Annotated in this window: 15 protein-coding genes; 10 read left to right on the forward strand and 5 right to left on the reverse strand. The window is 58.5% G+C overall.

Features of this window, described 5'->3' with window-relative positions; translation table 11 throughout:
• The first annotated feature begins 59 nt into the window (after window positions 1-59).
• The 6 genes from QO231_RS10105 (at window position 60) to QO231_RS10130 (ending at window position 5763) form a co-directional block, all read left to right on the forward strand.
• Complete coding sequence (locus tag QO231_RS10105) at window positions 60-1370, forward strand: ABC transporter substrate-binding protein (RefSeq protein WP_316775720.1); 1311 nt, start codon at window positions 60-62, stop codon at window positions 1368-1370.
• An 81-nt stretch (window positions 1371-1451) separates the two neighbouring features.
• Window positions 1452-2357 (forward strand): carbohydrate ABC transporter permease, encoded by a 906-nt coding sequence (locus QO231_RS10110; protein WP_316775722.1) that lies wholly within the window; start codon window positions 1452-1454, stop codon window positions 2355-2357.
• A gap of 1 nt (window position 2358) precedes the next feature.
• Entirely contained in the window at window positions 2359-3321 is a 963-nt protein-coding gene (locus QO231_RS10115) for a carbohydrate ABC transporter permease (protein ID WP_316775723.1), read from the forward strand.
• Window positions 3318-3605, forward strand: coding sequence for a hypothetical protein (locus QO231_RS10120; RefSeq protein ID WP_316775725.1), 288 nt, complete (start codon window positions 3318-3320; stop codon window positions 3603-3605). The genes QO231_RS10115 and QO231_RS10120 overlap by 4 nt, the downstream gene beginning before the upstream one ends.
• Window positions 3605-4693, forward strand: a complete 1089-nt coding sequence (locus tag QO231_RS10125; RefSeq protein ID WP_316775727.1) for an ABC transporter ATP-binding protein — start codon at window positions 3605-3607, stop codon at window positions 4691-4693. The genes QO231_RS10120 and QO231_RS10125 overlap by 1 nt, the downstream gene beginning before the upstream one ends.
• Window positions 4693-5763: an ABC transporter ATP-binding protein gene (locus tag QO231_RS10130; protein WP_316775729.1), complete on the forward strand. Its 1071-nt coding sequence runs from the start codon at window positions 4693-4695 to the stop codon at window positions 5761-5763. Before QO231_RS10125 ends, QO231_RS10130 begins: the two co-directional genes overlap by 1 nt.
• Before the next feature lie 46 nt (window positions 5764-5809).
• On the opposite strand, the gene QO231_RS10135 is transcribed toward QO231_RS10130, so the two are convergent.
• Genes QO231_RS10135 through QO231_RS10150 form a run of 4 tightly spaced genes read right to left on the reverse strand, consistent with a single transcriptional unit; the run spans window position 5810 to window position 9624 of the window.
• Window positions 5810-6799 (reverse strand): NAD(P)-dependent oxidoreductase, encoded by a 990-nt coding sequence (locus tag QO231_RS10135; protein WP_316775731.1) that lies wholly within the window; start codon window positions 6797-6799, stop codon window positions 5810-5812.
• A gap of 9 nt (window positions 6800-6808) precedes the next feature.
• Window positions 6809-7507 carry a FadR/GntR family transcriptional regulator gene (locus QO231_RS10140; protein WP_316775733.1) on the reverse strand — a complete coding sequence of 233 codons (699 nt, stop codon included), beginning with the start codon at window positions 7505-7507 and terminating at the stop codon, window positions 6809-6811.
• Window position 7508: 1 nt separating this feature from the next.
• Window positions 7509-8678, reverse strand: coding sequence for a mandelate racemase/muconate lactonizing enzyme family protein (locus tag QO231_RS10145; protein ID WP_316775735.1), 1170 nt, complete (start codon window positions 8676-8678; stop codon window positions 7509-7511).
• 58 nt (window positions 8679-8736) lie between these two features.
• Window positions 8737-9624, reverse strand: coding sequence for a sugar phosphate isomerase/epimerase family protein (locus QO231_RS10150; protein WP_316775737.1), 888 nt, complete (start codon window positions 9622-9624; stop codon window positions 8737-8739).
• Between the two features lie 293 nt (window positions 9625-9917).
• On the opposite strand from QO231_RS10150, the gene QO231_RS10155 reads away from it, so the two are divergent.
• From QO231_RS10155 to QO231_RS10170, 4 genes are all read left to right on the forward strand, one after another.
• Window positions 9918-10772 (forward strand): sugar phosphate isomerase/epimerase family protein, encoded by an 855-nt coding sequence (locus QO231_RS10155; protein WP_316775739.1) that lies wholly within the window; start codon window positions 9918-9920, stop codon window positions 10770-10772.
• 122 nt (window positions 10773-10894) lie between these two features.
• Window positions 10895-11695 (forward strand): SDR family NAD(P)-dependent oxidoreductase, encoded by an 801-nt coding sequence (locus QO231_RS10160; protein WP_316775741.1) that lies wholly within the window; start codon window positions 10895-10897, stop codon window positions 11693-11695.
• 493 nt (window positions 11696-12188) lie between these two features.
• Window positions 12189-13511: a peroxidase family protein gene (locus QO231_RS10165; protein ID WP_316775743.1), complete on the forward strand. Its 1323-nt coding sequence runs from the start codon at window positions 12189-12191 to the stop codon at window positions 13509-13511.
• A gap of 13 nt (window positions 13512-13524) precedes the next feature.
• Window positions 13525-14163, forward strand: coding sequence for a hypothetical protein (locus QO231_RS10170; RefSeq protein ID WP_316775745.1), 639 nt, complete (start codon window positions 13525-13527; stop codon window positions 14161-14163).
• Here QO231_RS10170 and QO231_RS10175 read toward each other — a convergent pair.
• Complete coding sequence (locus tag QO231_RS10175) at window positions 14160-16616, reverse strand: adenylate/guanylate cyclase domain-containing protein (protein ID WP_316775748.1); 2457 nt, start codon at window positions 16614-16616, stop codon at window positions 14160-14162. The genes QO231_RS10170 and QO231_RS10175 overlap by 4 nt on opposite strands.
• Between the last annotated feature and the right edge of the window lie 34 nt (window positions 16617-16650).

Raw genomic sequence — 16650 nt, forward strand, 5'->3', positions numbered from 1 at the left:
TAGCTTGGTCACAAAAGAAACCGGGCAAGGTGGTTCGAACCAAATCTGGGAGGATGGATATGAAATACAAGATGAATGGACTGCTGGCGGGAGTGGCACTTGGTGCGCTTTCCGCGTCTTCGGCCTGGGCCGAGGACCTGGTGATTTTCTGGGCCGAATGGGATCCGGCAAATTACCTGCAAGAGCTGGTCAACGAATACGAAGAGGAAACCGGCATTTCCGTGACCGTGGAAACCACGCCGTGGGCCGATTTCCAGACCAAGGCCTTTACCGAGTTCAACGCCCGCGGCAGCGCCTATGACATGATCGTAGGAGACAGCCAGTGGCTCGGAGCAGCGTCCGAGGGCGGCCACTACGTCGACCTCACGGACTTCTTTGCCGAGCATAACGTCGGCGAAATCATGGCTCCGGCGACCGTCAAGTACTATGCGGAGTATCCCGGAAACTCAGGCAAGTACTGGGCGATTCCGGCAGAGGGTGACGCAGTCGGCTGGTCATACCGCAAGGACTGGTTCGAAGATCCCGCCGAGATGGAGGCCTTCAAGGCCAAGTATGGCTATGATCTTGCCCCGCCTGAAACCTGGGCGCAAATGACCGACATCGCCGAGTTCTTTCATCGCCCTGATGAAGACCGCTATGGCATCGCGATCTATACTGACAACAGCTATGACGCGCTGGTGATGGGGGTCGAGAACGCGATCTTTTCTTATGGCGCCGAACTGGGCAACTTTGAAACCTACGAGGTTGAGGGCTTTGTAAACGGGCCCGAGGCGGTTGCCGCGCTGGAGAACTACAAGAAACTCTACAGCTACACCCCACCGGGCTGGGCCAAGACCTTCTTCGTCGAGAACAACCAGGCGATCACCGAGGGCCTGGTGGCGATGTCGATGAACTACTTCGCCTTTTTCCCGGCGCTGTTGAACGAGGCAACCAACCCGCACGCGGCGAATACCGGCTTCTTCTCCAATCCGGCCGGTCCGGGCGGGGCCAAACATGCTGCGCTTGGCGGTCAGGGTATTTCGGTCGTCAGCTACTCGGACAACCAAGAGGCCTCGATGAAGTTCCTCGAATGGTTCATCCAGCCCGAGATTCAGCAACGCTGGGCAGAATTGGGGGGCTATACAGCCCATGCCGAAACGCTGGAATCCGATGAGTTCCGTCAGGCGACACCCTACAACGAGGCGTTCTATCAGACGATGTTCACCGTCAAGGATTTCTGGGCGGTTCCCGAGTTTGCGGAGCTTCTGACCGCCGCAAACCAGCGCCTCTATCCCTACATCGTGGGCGACGAAGGCACCGCGGCCGAAACGCTTGATGCACTGGCCGCCGACTGGAAAGCCACGTTCGAAAAATACGGTCGCGGACAATAGCCCGCCCGACCATAGACCACGTCCAGGGGCGCTCAGGCGCCCCTTCCTTTCACGCGCTCCGAAATGCAAGGAAGCTCTCCAGTGGCCACTGACGTCATGACCAGATTGGACCCCAACTCCCGCGCGGCGGCCAAGGGGCTGAGCGATCTGACCATCCGAAACCTCTTTATCATTCCGACCATCGCATTTCTGATTATTTTCAACATTTTCCCGCTGCTCTATTCGCTTGGCTATTCGTTCACCGATTTCCGGGCATCGACCAATGCACCGGCAAAATTCGTGGGCCTGCAGAACTATCGCGACCTGCTGAGCGATCCGTTCATCTGGAAGAACTTTTCAATCACCGCGAAATACGTTCTGATCTCGGTTACCGGACAGGTGATCGTCGGCTTTGGCCTCGCCATGCTGTTGAACCGCGCGATCCCGGCAAAAGGGCTGATCACCACCCTCCTCCTGCTGCCGATGATGCTGTCGATGGCGGTTGTGGGCTTGTTCTGGAAACTGCTCTACGATCCCAATTTCGGCATCATCAACTATTTCCTCGGCCTCGGAAAATTCGAGTGGCTCGCGGATCCCGACATGGCACTCTGGGCCATCGCGATTGTGGACATCTGGATGTGGTCGCCTTTTGTAATGCTGCTGTCACTGGCAGGTCTCTCTGCGGTGCCCAAACACCTGTACGAGGCCGCAGAGATTGACCGTGCGGGCAGCTTCTACACCTTCTTCCGGATCACTCTTCCGCTGGTCGCGCCCATCGTCATGATCGCCATCATCTTTCGCACGATGGAAGCCTTCAAGACGTTTGACCTGGCCTATGTGTTGTCATCACAGCCCACGACAGAGCTGATTGCCATCCGACTCTACAAGATGGCGTTCCAGGAATGGCAGACCGGGATGTCGTCGGCCTTTGCCTACATCGTGCTGATCATGGTCGTCGCGATTACCAACATCTATGTCAAATACCTCAACAAAGTGAAAGCGCGCTAGAATGGCCGGAGTACGTACGCCCCGCGAAAAGTGGACAAACCGCGTCGCAATAGCCGCTGTGTTCGTTGCTCTGCTCATCATGCTGACGCCAATCTACTGGATTGCCGCAACGGCGTTCAAACCCCGCAACCTGGCGACAACGATCCCGCCCACGGTGGTGTTCACGCCCGAAGTGTCGCCCTTCGTAAAGCTCTTTACCAAGCGTTCGCAATTGCGCGATCAACCGACGCAGGAAGAATATGACGCCGCGCCCTGGTGGGAGCAGATGGTGTTTGATGGTGGCGAAAAGGTCGTTCGCAATCGCAAGACCGGAGAGGTCCGTTCGTCCGGTTATGGAGACCGGTTCAAGAATTCGCTCATCGTTTCGATTGTCTCAACCGTGCTGGCGGTGTCGATGGGGACGCTCACGGCATACGGGTTTAGTCGCTTCAAGGTAAAGGGCGAGGATGACTGGCTGTTCTTCATCCTGTCCACCCGGATGTTACCGCCTGTGGTCGTCGCGATCCCAATGTTCCTGATGTACCGGGTTGTCGGATTGAACGATACCCATCTGGGGCTGATCATCCTTTACACCGCCTTCAACCTCAGTTTCGCGGTGTGGATCATGAAGGGCTTTATCGACGAGATACCGAAAGAATACGAAGAGGCGGCACTGGTCGACGGCTATACAAGGATGCAGGCCTTCTTCAAGGTCGTTGTGCCCGAGGCCCTGACGGGTATGGCGGCGACGGCGGTGTTCTGTTTCATCACGGCATGGAACGAGTACGCATTCGCCCTGATCATGACCAACCGCAACGCACAGACCGCGCCACCCTATATCCCCAGCCAGGTGGGTTCGGGCCTCCCGGATTGGACCGTGATCGCGGCAGGCACCCTGCTGTTCCTGATCCCCGTCGCGATCTTTACCTTCCTTCTGCGCAACCACCTTCTGCGCGGCATGTCATTCGGAGCGATCCGCAAATGAGTTTCCGGGCCATCAACCAGCGGTTCCTCGCCCCCGGTGCGCAAAGCCTGATGATCTTTGGCATCATTGCGCTTTGTCAGCCGTGGAGTCTGTTTCTGCACAAATATGGTGTCACGCTGACGCTTGTCGGGCTGGTGGCCTTTCTGGTGACGTCCAAGATCGCGCCCGATCCGGAACCCGAAGAAGACTACATCGAAGATGAATTCGACGGTCAGATCGGGTCTGGAAATGGGTCGAAAGACGGGCACGGCGCGACCACCGGTAAAGATGGAGGCATCGTCTGATGGCGCAGATTGAAATGCGCAATGTGCAGAAGTTCTTTGGCACCAATCAGGTTCTCAAGGACCTCAACCTGACAATCGAAGATGGCGAATTTGTCGTGATGCTGGGCCAGTCGGGGGGCGGCAAGACCACCGCCCTGCGTGCAATTGCCGGGCTGGAAACCGTGACCGATGGCAAAATCCTGATCGACGGCACCGAAGTGCAGGGCCGCAAGGCCGCCGACCGCGACATCGCATTCGTGTTCCAGTCGTTCTCGCTCTATCCGCACATGACCGTGCGCGAGAACATTGCCTTTCCCTTGCGCGCGGTACGTATGGATACATCCGAGCGGGATCGCGCGATCAAAGAGGTCGCGGAAACGCTGCAAATCTCGCAGCACCTCGATCGCAAGCCCTCGGCCCTGTCGGGCGGCGACATGCAGCGGGTCGCGATCGGTCGCGCACTGGTGCGGCGCCCACAGGCATTGCTGATGGATGAACCCTTGGGTGTGCTGGATGCAAAGCTGCGCGAACAGATGCGCACGGAAATCAAGCGCCTGCACATCGCCCGCGGCTCGACCTCTGTCTATGTGACTCACGACCAGATCGAAGCAATGAGCCTTGCCGACCGGATTGTCATTCTCCATGACGGCATCCTGCAGATGGTAGGCGCACCGGATGTGGTCTACCTGAAACCCACCAACCTGTTCGTGGCGAAATTCGTCGGCTCGCCCGTGATCAACATCGCTGACGCGACGATCAACGGCACGAGTGTTTCAATCGCCGGTGCCGAGGGTGGGTTCAGCTTTGATGAAGATACACTGGCACGATTGCGCAACACGGGCAGCGGTGTCACCCTTGGCATTCGCTCCGAGGCCGTCTTGTTGAAGCATGCGCAAGCCAAAGGCTATGCCGAGGCAAAGGCAACCAATATCGAACCTCTTGGCAGCCACGATATCGTCGATGTGCAACTGGGCGGCACCACGCTGCGCGCCCGCACCGAAAGCGGGTTCGTCAGAGGCGAAGGCCAGAAAGTCTGGGTAAGCCTCAATCCGGAACAGGCCCATTTCTTTGACAGGCAAACGGAATTGAACCTGGCGGGAGCTGCCTGATGGCTGATATTGCGCTTGCGGGCATCACCAAGAAATTCGGCCCGAACACTGCGTTGCGCGGTGTGGATCTCGACATCAAGGACGGTGAGTTCTTTGTTCTGCTCGGCCAGACAGGTGCTGGCAAGACCACGACCCTGCGGGTGATCGCGGGGCTGGAAAAGCCCGATGCCGGCAAGGTCATGATCGAGGGTCAGGACGCGACCCGATGGAACACCGCCCAGCGAGACGTCGCACTGGTGTTGCAGCAATACTCGCTCTATCCGCGCCTGACCGTGCGCGGCAACCTGGAATTTCCGCTGAAATCGAGGACACAGAACTTTACCCCGGCTGAAATCAAGGAACGGGTCGAGCGGGCCGCCGAAACCTTGCAAATCACCCAACTGCTTGACCGCAAGGTGGAAAAGCTGTCCGGCGGCGAAATGCAGCGCGTGTCAATCGGGCGGGCCATCGTGCGAAGCCCGCGCGTGTTCCTGATGGACGAACCCTTGTCCGCACTGGATGCGAACCTGCGCGATGTTCTGCGGGTTGAATTGAAGAAACTGCATAACGAGCTCGGCGCGACCTTCGTTTTCGTGACCCATGATCAGGTCGAAGCCATGTCGATGGGCGACAAAATCGGCGTGCTGAACCAAGGCAAGCTGGTGCAGGTCGGCACACCGGATGAGATTTATTCCAGACCACTCAATACCTTTGTGGCCCGATCCGTCGGTACGCCGCCCATGAACCTGCTCGATGGTGTGTTGAAGGACAGTTCCGCGGTACTTGATGCGGGCGGTCACGCGGTGCCGGTGTCAAATCCGAATGGAACCGACGGGCAGCGGCTCCGCTTCGGCGTTCGACCGGAGAACATCGTAATCTCTGCGGATGCGCCGGCGTCGGGCTATGTGTTCGATATCGAGAACCATGGCGTTCTGAAGATCCTGACCATCGACGCCGACGGGCTGCATATTCACGCGACTGTATCGGCGCAAACCCGGATCGCGATCAATGACCCAGTTCGGTTCGGCTGGAAACCAGACAAAGTGCTGTTCTTTAACCCTGAAACCGGGCGCAACCTGGCTTTGACATAGCAGGGCGCCAGCAGTCGCGCGCGATCGTTGCACCGGCGTGCCAGAGTTAAGAGGGCAGGCCGAACCGTTTCCGATGCCGTTCCCACACCTCGGGATTGCAGAAGTTCCGGGGCTTTTTCCCGCTCAGAATGCGCCGCGTTTCAGCGACGACACCTTGACCCATCCGCAGCATGCTCTCCTCGGTTATCCCAGCCATATGCGGCGTCAGGATCACGTTGTGAAGGGCAAGGAAGGGATGGTCGGGCGGCAACGGCTGTTGGCAGAACACATCTACCGCCGCGCCACGCAGCTTGCCGGACGCAAGCGCCTCGGCGAGGGCCATTTCATCCGTCACCTGCCCCCGCGAAACATTGATCAGGACCGCGCCCTGTTTCATTTTTGCGATGGCTGCGCGATCAATGATACCCTGCGTTTCGCTGGTGAGCGGACAGGTCAGGGCCAGTATGTCCGACCGCGCCAAAAGCTGATCAAACGGCACATGCTCAATCCATTCTGGCAGCGTCGTCGGCGTGCGGGTTAGCGCGATGACATTGCACCCGAACCCATGGCGCGCCATCTCTGCGACACGGCGCCCGATGTTGCCCGCGCCCAAAATTCCGATCGTTCGACCGGACAATTCGTGCCCATGGTTTGAATGCACGCGTGCTGGTTCCCAACCGCTGGCGCGCAAATCGCAACTGACCTGCGGATACTTGCGCAGCAGCGCCAGCGCCGACCAGATCACGTGTTCCGCCACCGTCGTTGCATTGGCCCCCGGTACGTTTGCCACCAACACACCGGCCTGGCTGGCGGCATCCATCGGGATCATGTCAAGACCCGCACCATGCCGGACACAGGCCATGAGGCCCCGCTCGCGCGCAATGATCTCGGGGGAAATTTTGGCGCGAACCACGATGATTTCGGCACCCGCGCTTTCCTTCAGGATGGCGTCCGGCGTCGGTGCCGATGAAACCCGGTAGTCACCAAGGCTTTGCAGATCGCGGGTGACGTCAGGATGCAGGGCGTGCGTCGAAAAGATTACCTTTGATCCGGCCATGCGTGCCTCTTATAGCAGGGTTTCCGCCTCGTCGTCTTCCAGTAGCTCGAACCAATAGCTCATCGCTCCGCGCAGGTGAGAGTTCATCAACGCCATTGACAATGCACCGTCACGGCGGCGCAGCGCCTCGTAAATCTGGCAATGCTCCTGATGCGACTTGAGGTTGCGACCGCTGTCGCGAAAGTACACCGCCAGACGCTTTTCGCTGAGGACGTAGAACGTGGTGCACAGATTGTAGAATACGTCGTTCTGCGTGGCGCGCACGATCTCCAGATGGAAATCATGGTCCAGTTTCGAGAGCGCTTCGCCCGCTGCCATCCGCTCTTCCGATGTCTTCAGGATGTCTTCCAGCCGGGCAAAGTTCTCTTCGGTCGCACGCTCGGCGGCCAATTCGGCGGCCTTGATCTCGTGAATCTTGCGCACCTCGACCGCTTCGTAGATTTGGCGCGGATCGAGCGGCAATCCGGCCCGCGCGAAAAAGGCAAGCTGTTCGATACCGCGCTGATCCTTGCGCAGGTAGATGCCCGATTTCGCGCGCCGTTCGATGACCTGCATCGCCTCGAGAATGGCAAGCGCCTCACGCACTTGACCACGGCTGACGGTGAAATGTTCGGCCAGCTCGCGCTCTGACGGCGCCTTTCCAGCTTTCGCCTCGGCCGCTGCAATGAGATACGACGCCAATGACGGAAGGAAGTCGGTTTCCTCCATATCACCCATCTTTGGCGAATTTCTCAATCGTTTCGACATTCATGTCGAGCCCTATACCGGGTGTTTCCGGGATTGCAATCATGCCATCGCTGACTGCGACCTTATTCCTTGAGAGGTCGTGAATCATCGGGTTCGCCCCCAATGAAAACTCAACCGTGAAACTGGCGGGAGACGCGGCACAGGCGTGAAGCCCCGCGAAAAAGCAGGGCGCACCGGCCCACAGGTGCGGCGCCAGACGCAGATTGAAGCTCGACGCCAATGTGCCGATCCGCATGACCTCGGAAATACCACCGCAACAGGCCGGATCAGGCTGCAGGATATCCGCGCAACGCCCCACGATCAGCTCCCTGAAATCAAAGCGCGTCGCTTCGGATTCGCCCGCCGAAATCGGCACATGCGTCGCGGCGCGCACTTCGGCCATGCCGGTCTTGTCGTCGCCCGTCACCGGCTCTTCGAACCACGCCAGATCACAATCCCGCACCAGGTAGGCAAAGCGTTTTGCATCGGCGACCGAGAACGTCCCATGGGCATCGACCATCAGATCAACGTCGGGCCCCAAGGCGTGCCGGGCCGCGATCACCCTTTCGGCCGAGCGATGTGGCGTGCCGTCCATCGCGCCGACACGCATCTTGACCCCGTCAAATCCACCTTTGCTGACATAGCCTTGAAGCTGGTCGCCTATGTTGTCCTTGTCGGCCCAACCGCCGGACGCATAAGCCCGCAATCGATCGGCCTTGCGACCTCCCAGGAGTTGCCAGACGGGTTTGCCATCGGATTTGCCCAGAATGTCCCAAAGGGCGATGTCGATCGCACTGATCGCGGCGATGGTCATCCCGCGCCGCGCCAGTTCAGGCATCCCTTGACCGGAAATCCGGGCCTTTTCGGCGCGGACTCCGTTGTACAGGTCTTCCCAAATCCATGTGATGTCAGCCGGGTCGCGACCGATGACGCGGGGACCGAATTCATGGTTCAGCAAGTGCACCAGCGTGCCATAGCTGCCTGCACTACCGGCGGCATTCTTGGCCTCGCCCCAACCGACAAGCCCATCGTCCGTTTCCAGCCGCAGTATCGCCGCGTCAAACGTGCGCAACCTGCCAAAATCGCTGACATGCTGCTTGTCCGCCTCGATCGGGATCTGGACCCACCACGCCTGGGCAGAGGTTATTCGCATTGCAACTCCCTTGTTCTTCGGGCGCGCTCGGACTGAACGCCCCGAAGAATTCCACCACCTACTTGATGAGCGGCAGGATCGTGTCCGCCGTGATTTGCATTTGCTGAGCGTAGAATTCCTCGGTCAGGACACTCGATCCGTGATCCTGGATAAATTTCAGCTGTTCCGGCGAAATATCGGTGGGGCTGGTGTCTACCATATCGGGATAGGGTGCCGCAGGCGTCCGGTCGACCGGGGCCACGAATTCGTTCGTGATCCCGCCATCATAGCCGATATCCTTGAGCGTCTGGATCACTCTTGACCAATCGATATGGCCCAGGCCTGCCGCAAAGCGATTGTTGTCCGCCACGTGAAAGTCAAACAGCCGATCCCCGATATCGCGAATGGTCTGGAACATGTCCTCTTCTTCGATATTCAGATGGAACGTGTCGAGGCAAACGCCGACCTCGGGGCTGACCGCATCGGCCAGCGCCAACGCCTGTGCGCCCCGATTGAACAGATAGGTCTCGAACCGGTTCAGCGGCTCGACGGCGATGCGCACACCCACCTTCTGGGCGTGATGAAAACACTCCCTGGTGGCATCGACCACCCAGCCCCATTCTTCCTCGGGCGTACCGTCCGGCACCACCTTGCCCACTGTCGCAGGCACCAGCGTGATGATTTCGCCTTCGAGTTCACTGACCATGGTCAGCACGCTCTTGACGTAATCCACTGAGCGTTCACGCTGACCCTGATCCTTGGCCGCGAGATTGCGATCGCCCAGCGTGAGCGTCACCGCGCCCCAACAGCGCATGCCGTTTTCCTTGAGCAGCGCCAGCGTTTCCTTGGTGTCATACTGATCTGGCTCGCCCGAGATCTCGATGCTTTCATATCCCATTTTCTTGATCCGGCGAACCGTCGTCTCGAGCGGTTCCGCCCGCATCCAGTTGTGAGTTGAAAGATGCATGCTGTTTCCTCTTCCCCTTAGAAAGTCCCTGACATACCGGCGCAATCCCGGCGCGGGGTGCACTGACCGAAGTCAAAATTGGTTCGACCAGTTAGCACCTGAAGTAAATTTCGGTCAAGTGGGAGAATTTGACATTTCTTCTTCCCAAACGTGACCAATACACATACTTTACTGTGATTAGGTGGGCATTTTGACCGCGTGACAAGCGGAACAAGACGCTGCCGATACTGTCCGCGCCGTCATTTTTGGTAAGACCAGTTTGGAAGGCGTCGGCATGAGAGGAAGGGAATGCGGTGAAAATTGGTATGTGCATGTTTCTCTGGACCACAAAGATTGGTCCCGAGCACAAAGCCTTGCTGGCCGACCTCCGCGCGACCGGCTTTGACGGAGTGGAAATCCCTGTCTTCGAAGGAACGGCAGAGGATTTTGCCGCAACCGGGCGCATGCTCGACGAGCTTGGACTTGCGTGCACCGCCGCCGCCGCAAACGGAGACCCTGCGCAAAACCTGATCTCCGATGACGCTTCGCACCGCGCCGCCGGATTGGATCACATGAAGTGGGTGCTGGACTGTACGGCCGCTTTGGGCGCCGATCGGGTCATCGGGCCGCTGCACTCGACCCTAGGGCACTTTTCGGGGACGGGTCCGTCCCGGCAAGAGTTTGATCGCTCAATCGACAGCCTGCGCCAGGTTGGCGATGTGGCGTCGAAGGTTGGAGTGACCGTCTGCCTCGAAGCGGTGAACCGGTTCGAATGCTATCTGCTCAATACGATGGACTCTCTGGCACGCCACGTTCACGCAATCGGGCATCCAAATATCCGGGCGATGTATGACACATTTCATGCCAACATCGAGGAAACGGACCCGATTGGCGCGTTGGTTCGCAACAAGGACGTGATAAAACATATCCACATATCGGAAAATGACCGGGGCGTACCCGGGCGTGGCAACATCCCCTGGTACGAAACCTATGCCGCGATCCGCCAGATCGGCTATGATGACTGGTTGACGATCGAGGCCTTCGGGCGCGGACTGCCCGACCTCGCGGCCGCCACCAAGGTCTGGCGAGATTTCGCGGAGAGCCCCGAAGCTGTTTATCGCGAAGGTTTTGCGCATATTCAGCACTCGTTGAACGAGGCGGGGTTCTAACACGACGGGACCACCACCCCAGGCATGATGACCGGAGTACGGAGAATGCAGTGCGCTGCTCGATCAACCCCCACATTGGAAACGCGCCGCGCCCACGCGTGTGCACTTCGGGTTGGTGTTTTGTGACCCCACCTTCGGACATCGCCCGGCAATCCTCAGCCTGCGGGCAATATTCCGACCTGGCAGGAAAGACCGTCTTCGTCACTGGTGGCGGGTCCGGTATCGGGGCAGCAGTCACACGAGGGTTTGTCGCGCAGGGCGCCAGGGTCGCCTTTGTTCAGCGATCCGATGCCACCGCGTTTTGCGACGACATCCGGGATCAGTTCGGCGCAGCACCTCTGTTCTTGCCCTGCGACATCACCGATACGCGCGCCCTGAAAGCGGCGATGAAACAGACGGCAGAACAGCTTGGCCCAATCGATATTCTTGTGAACAATGCCGCCAATGATCAGCGACATAGGACTGAAGAGGTGGACGAAGCCTTTTGGGATTGGTCGATGGCGATCAACCTAAAATCCTATTTCTTTGCGGCGCAGGCTGCGATCGCGCAGATGAAACCGAATGGCGGTGGCACGATCATCAACTTTTCATCCGTTTCCTACATGGCAGGTATGAAAGGGTTCCCTGCCTATACCTCGTCAAACGCGGCAATCGTTTCCCTGACACAGAGCCTTGCGCGCGAGTTCGGACGGGATGGCATTCGCGCGAACGCGGTTGCGCCGGGTATGGTTGTGACGCCGCGCCAGATGGAGCTTTGGCTCACAGAGGAAAGCAAATCTAAGCAACTTGAGAACCAATGCCTTCCCGAAGCCTTGGTGCCGGATGACATTGTCGGGTCGGTTCTGTTTCTCGCATCCGGCGCGAGCAGGATGATGACGGGCCAGACTCTCATCGTTGACGGCGGCTTCATCGCACGCGGATAGCCACGTTTTTGCTCGCTCACCAGCCGGCACTATTGTGCGGATTCCGGTAATGTGTTCCGTCCGGAGTCCCGAATTCGACCGGCAAGCATCTCTATGAACCGTATCGGCAGATTCTTCCCGTCGTCCTTGTCGCGATCCCGACCATATCAAATCGACTCAACCTATGATAAGCTAATCCTGTATCTTTTCGGCGTCCGGATCATTTCATCTAGGGATTTTCAACATACTGAAAAACAACGGAATAAGGGTTGTTGAGGCCAAACGGCTAAGTAATCCGGATTCTTCCCTACGCATCTATGAGAGTTTCGACGGACAGCCGCAAAACGGGTCGAACCCGCAATACGATACTCACATTGACGGGCCAGACATTTCCTTTCGATCAATTGGTGCGGGCTCTTCGGTTCAAATTGAGTTTACGCCATATGACCGGCTGAACCGGGAGGCCGACGAACCACTGCACGACGAGTCCCTGCTTTCGGAATTGGCGGTCAAGATGGCGGAATGGCCTACTCGGTGGGGGAAGTATCGATTTGATGCCATCGGGATTCCTGCAGCCTACACCTATCTGGGGCAGTTGATTGCGCATGATCTGACATGGAACGAGGCGACCGTCTCAGGTTCCGCTGTCCGATTTCGCCGGGCATCCCTCGATTTCAAATCCATTTTCCAACAAGATCCCGACCTCGCTCCAGCCCATTCAGTTTGTGAAGCCAGCGGACTAGCCCTTGGTCGCACCAGCGCAGATCGTCTGGATGATCTGCCGCGCAGCCAGTCCGGAACACCGACTTTGACTGATATGCGCAACGACCAGACCCTCACCCTGTCGCAGCTTGTCGTGCTCGTCACCAAGTTCTACCAGGTGTGTGCCGCGCGCACGTCGGACGAATCGCAAGCGTTTCTGGACGCACGCCGCCATCTGCAGTGGGTCGTCCTCTACGACTACCTTCCACGCGTGATTGACCCGATCGTCTACCGCGACGTGATCCGTTCGCAAATGTGGCCCTTGCTGGGTGACGGCGCGGGCCTGATCCCTATCGAGTTTTCGGCGGCGGCCTTCCGGCTTGGCCACGCCATGGTGCGCTACAGGTATCCGCATTGGCGTGAAGGTGGCGGCGGGGCAAGCCTGCAAGACTTGTTGCGATTCACTCATCACAGCGCAAACACTCGCCTTGTGGACGTGGCAGGCGAGGCCCGCCTGCCAGACGACTGGATCGCGGGTTGGACGTTTCTGCTGTCCGGCGAAGAGGAAGACGCGCGCACGAGCCTGTCCGCCGCCATTGACGAAAATCTCGCGCTGGACTTGTTCGCCGTGCCCGACTCTATTGGTGATTGCCTGAGGTCGGCCCGCCGACCCAACGGAACCGGGAGTGGCACGTTCAACCTGGCGGAGCATACCCTTGTTCGCGGCAATCGCTTGCGCCTTGACAGCGCCCAATCCCTGTCCGCACTCGCCCACGACCGGCTTAAGGAAGCGGGCGCTGCCCCTTTGCCTCGTCGATTGCCTGCAATTCGCCTGACGCAGACACGGTCGCACGGCCTCGGTGATTTTCTGATGTCTGACCATGCCAAGCCTTTGCTAACGGAAACGCCTATCTGGCTATACTTCCTGCGCGAGGCCGATGTGCACGCGTCAGGTCAGCATTTTGGCCCGCTTGCCAGCCGCATCACGATGGAAACCATTTTTCGCGCCATTTGGAACGACCCCGAAGGCATCTTACGAATAGATTTCAAACCAGGCTTTTCACACGATAGTGGAAAGTTCGGCCTGAAAGACCTGCACGACGTAGTGCAGACCCATTGGAAACTCAAATCTTGAAAAGGGGATACTCATGCCATCACTTGTCATTACAAAGAACGACGGGGGACCAAAATACCAAGATTGGGACGTAGTTAGCAAACGGCGATTAGGGCAAGTATTTACTGGCGAGAAATTGTTGACTGCATTCGGTGTCTCTGGAACCGATCCCGGGGCTATCGTTCATACTACATTGCAGGCCTGTCTGGACCACGGGTACTCGATCTGGATGCGATACAACGGTGAAGTAAACGATAGTTTCGCAATTGTGGATGCAGTTACGTACAAAGGGTTTAGGAGCGATCTCGACGAGGAATGGACGCTTTCGCAGGAGGAAAGGGATGCAGAAATAGCCGCCAATCTCAAGAAATTCAAAGTCGAACTGAATTACGAGGGGATAGATGATTCCGGTTATCAAACATCAATCGTGCGGAACGGAAAGAAAGGAACGCTGACACTCCTGGTCCGCGAAGACACGCCAGCCAAAAATCCAAATAACAAGAAAAAGACCATGAACGTAACGATTCCAGGCGATTTTGAGCTTTTTGACGACATGGCTTTAGGCAGGAAACAGTACCTCGTTGACATGGCTGAAGATGTCCGGAACCTCACGACGGACGAGGATGATGTGGATTACCTGCTTTCGTCGCTCACCTTCAGGCGCTGTCTCTAACCATCGCCCTGCATGGCGGCACTCAGAGCCTCTGCGAGAGCGACACGCTCTGCGGCATGCCAGATGGGGTATGCGTTCACGAACCAGTCCCGCACGTCAGCGGGGGTGGGCGGTGTTTCCCCGTCCCAGACGGCGCTGACGTCGCGGACGAGCTTGTTGAAGGCCGTCTGTGCCTCGGCATGTCTTCCGAGTCTTGCCAGGGCTGCGGCGGCCCAACCGGGATTGTCGATGATCCGGTCATCGGACCGCGCGGCAGCTTGCAATGCGCCGAGGTCATCGCCGCCCATGAAACGTACTGACGCCGCATAGCACCATTGATAGTCGAGGAGAACCGGCGCACAATTCAGACAATGCTCCAACACGCGCGCAGCCCGCTCATGCTCGCCCAGAAAGCTGAACCCCATCGCGCAGGAGGCCAGCGTTCGGGGGCTATGCGGATTGAGACGCTCTGCCATATCCATATTGAGCGCCGCCCGGTCGAAATTGCCCTTGAGCGCTGCGGACCAGGCCAGCGCAAGCCGGTTGCGGGCGTCCAGCGGATCAAGCTCGACGGCGATGTTGCTGGCATCCAGCGCCCGTCTGGCCATGGCAGTGTCACGCCGCAACCCCGGTCGCACCACGTGCAACACGTTCAACGCACTGGCGAGACTCGCATGAGCCGGGGCGAATTCCGGCGCGCGTTCGATAATATCCTGAAAGCTGTCGATGCCCTGCTCGAATGCGCGCTTTGTCCATTTCGTCAGAAGTCTTTCGCCCATGAGCCAATCGTCTACAACCGCGTGATGCGCGCCTGTACCGGCCTTTCCCGCCCGATCCGTCGGGACATACATTTCGAACATCGCGGCGATCCGGCTGACCGCCTGCTGACGAGACTTTGATATCTGCTCGGCGCCAATATCCAGATCCTCGCTCCAGACGATCCGTCCGGTTTCCGCCGCACAGAGCGTGAGCGTCGCGCACGAACGCCCGGCCGATTGCTGCGCTTTCAGAAGGTAATCGGAACTGACATCCGGCAATTCACCCTGATCGCCCTCGACAACCGACCAGCTGCGGAAACGGGAAAGCCCCGAAATGATCTCCGACCGGAACGAGGCAAGCCTCGCGTGCATACCCTCGGAATGTCCCTCGAAATCCCGGACCTGGATCCTGAGAGGCGCAAGGGGATTGCGCAGATTGGGGGTGGATTGCGGCTTGCCCCGGGACGCCGCCAGGGTTTCGGGCCTTGGCGACAGACCGTATCGGACGGACAGGTTCTGCGCGAGCCGGTCATAGACACGAATTGCGCCCGCTACGTTGCCGGCACCGCTCAGAAAACTCATGAGCCGTCGGGCCGCGCCCTCATGGCATGGCTCGATATTGAGGATGGCTTGTGCAATGCCCCGAATGGCCGGATCGGTCTCGGCCTTGATCCTTTGCATCTCGGTCTCGAGAACGAACACCAGCTGCTCGCGTACGTCGCTGCGCACAAGCGCCAACCACGAGGTGACCGCGGAATTTACCTCGCCGAAACTGGAAAGTAGCCGCGGCACCCAATCTCCTTCGATCGTGAGCAGATCATCCAACCGGCCACGCGCGGCGTTGCGGACGATCCGGCCCACGTCGGTCTGCACAAGGCCGGGGTTTAGCGAGGCAACCTCGTCATTGATGACAAGGCTGCTTCCGATGGTCTCCTGAAGAGATTTGAGCGCGCCAAACGTCGCCTCACGGGCCTCGTTTGGCGCAGCATCCGGCCGCAAGAGCGCGCTAAGCCGTCCGACCGCTTCGGAATGGCTCGGGGCCATCGCGAGATAGGCCAACAGGAGCCGGGCGTCCTGGGTTCCCGGCAGGGCGCGGGAGGCACCGCGTGTATGCAACTCCAACCCGCCAATGACCGAGAGATGCAGAACATCTCCGCCGCCGCCTTTTCCGGGCGTGTCCGACCCGCCGTCGAATTGAAAGGGTTCATAGGTGCCAGGCAAATTGTACAGCCGCAGTGGGCCCAGTGAGTCGAAGTTTTGCCGTGTCGCCTCCGAGAGTTCGACTACGACATCCCGCGACACGCAGACCCCTCCGGGTCGTGCAAGCGGTTCAAGCCGGGCAGCGACATTGACCGCATGACCAAACACGTCGTCATTCGTCAGCTCCACCAAACCGGTGTTTATCCCGATACGAAACACATGATCATTCGTCATGGACTCAATTTGCGATTGAACCTCGAGCGCAAAATCCACCGCGCTCTGCGCGCGGCCAAACAGTGCCAAAATGCCGTCACCGGTGGTCTTTACCACGCGGCCATCATGGCGATTGCTGTAATCCTGAAAGAGTTCGAAACATCTTTGCATGAAGCGCAGCGTCTCGGCTTCGTCTTTGGCGACATGACGGCTATAAGAAACCAGGTCGGCGAACAGTATGGTCCGCCGCTGAGGCGCAACAATCACATCCCGTGAATCGCGCTTGTCTAAGGCGCCAGCCATTGCAACTACGTATCCCGCCCACTTCTGCCTCGAT

It is taken from the genome of Sedimentitalea todarodis (genome assembly GCF_032595355.1).
GTDB classification, from domain to species: Bacteria; Pseudomonadota; Alphaproteobacteria; order Rhodobacterales; family Rhodobacteraceae; genus Sedimentitalea; species Sedimentitalea todarodis.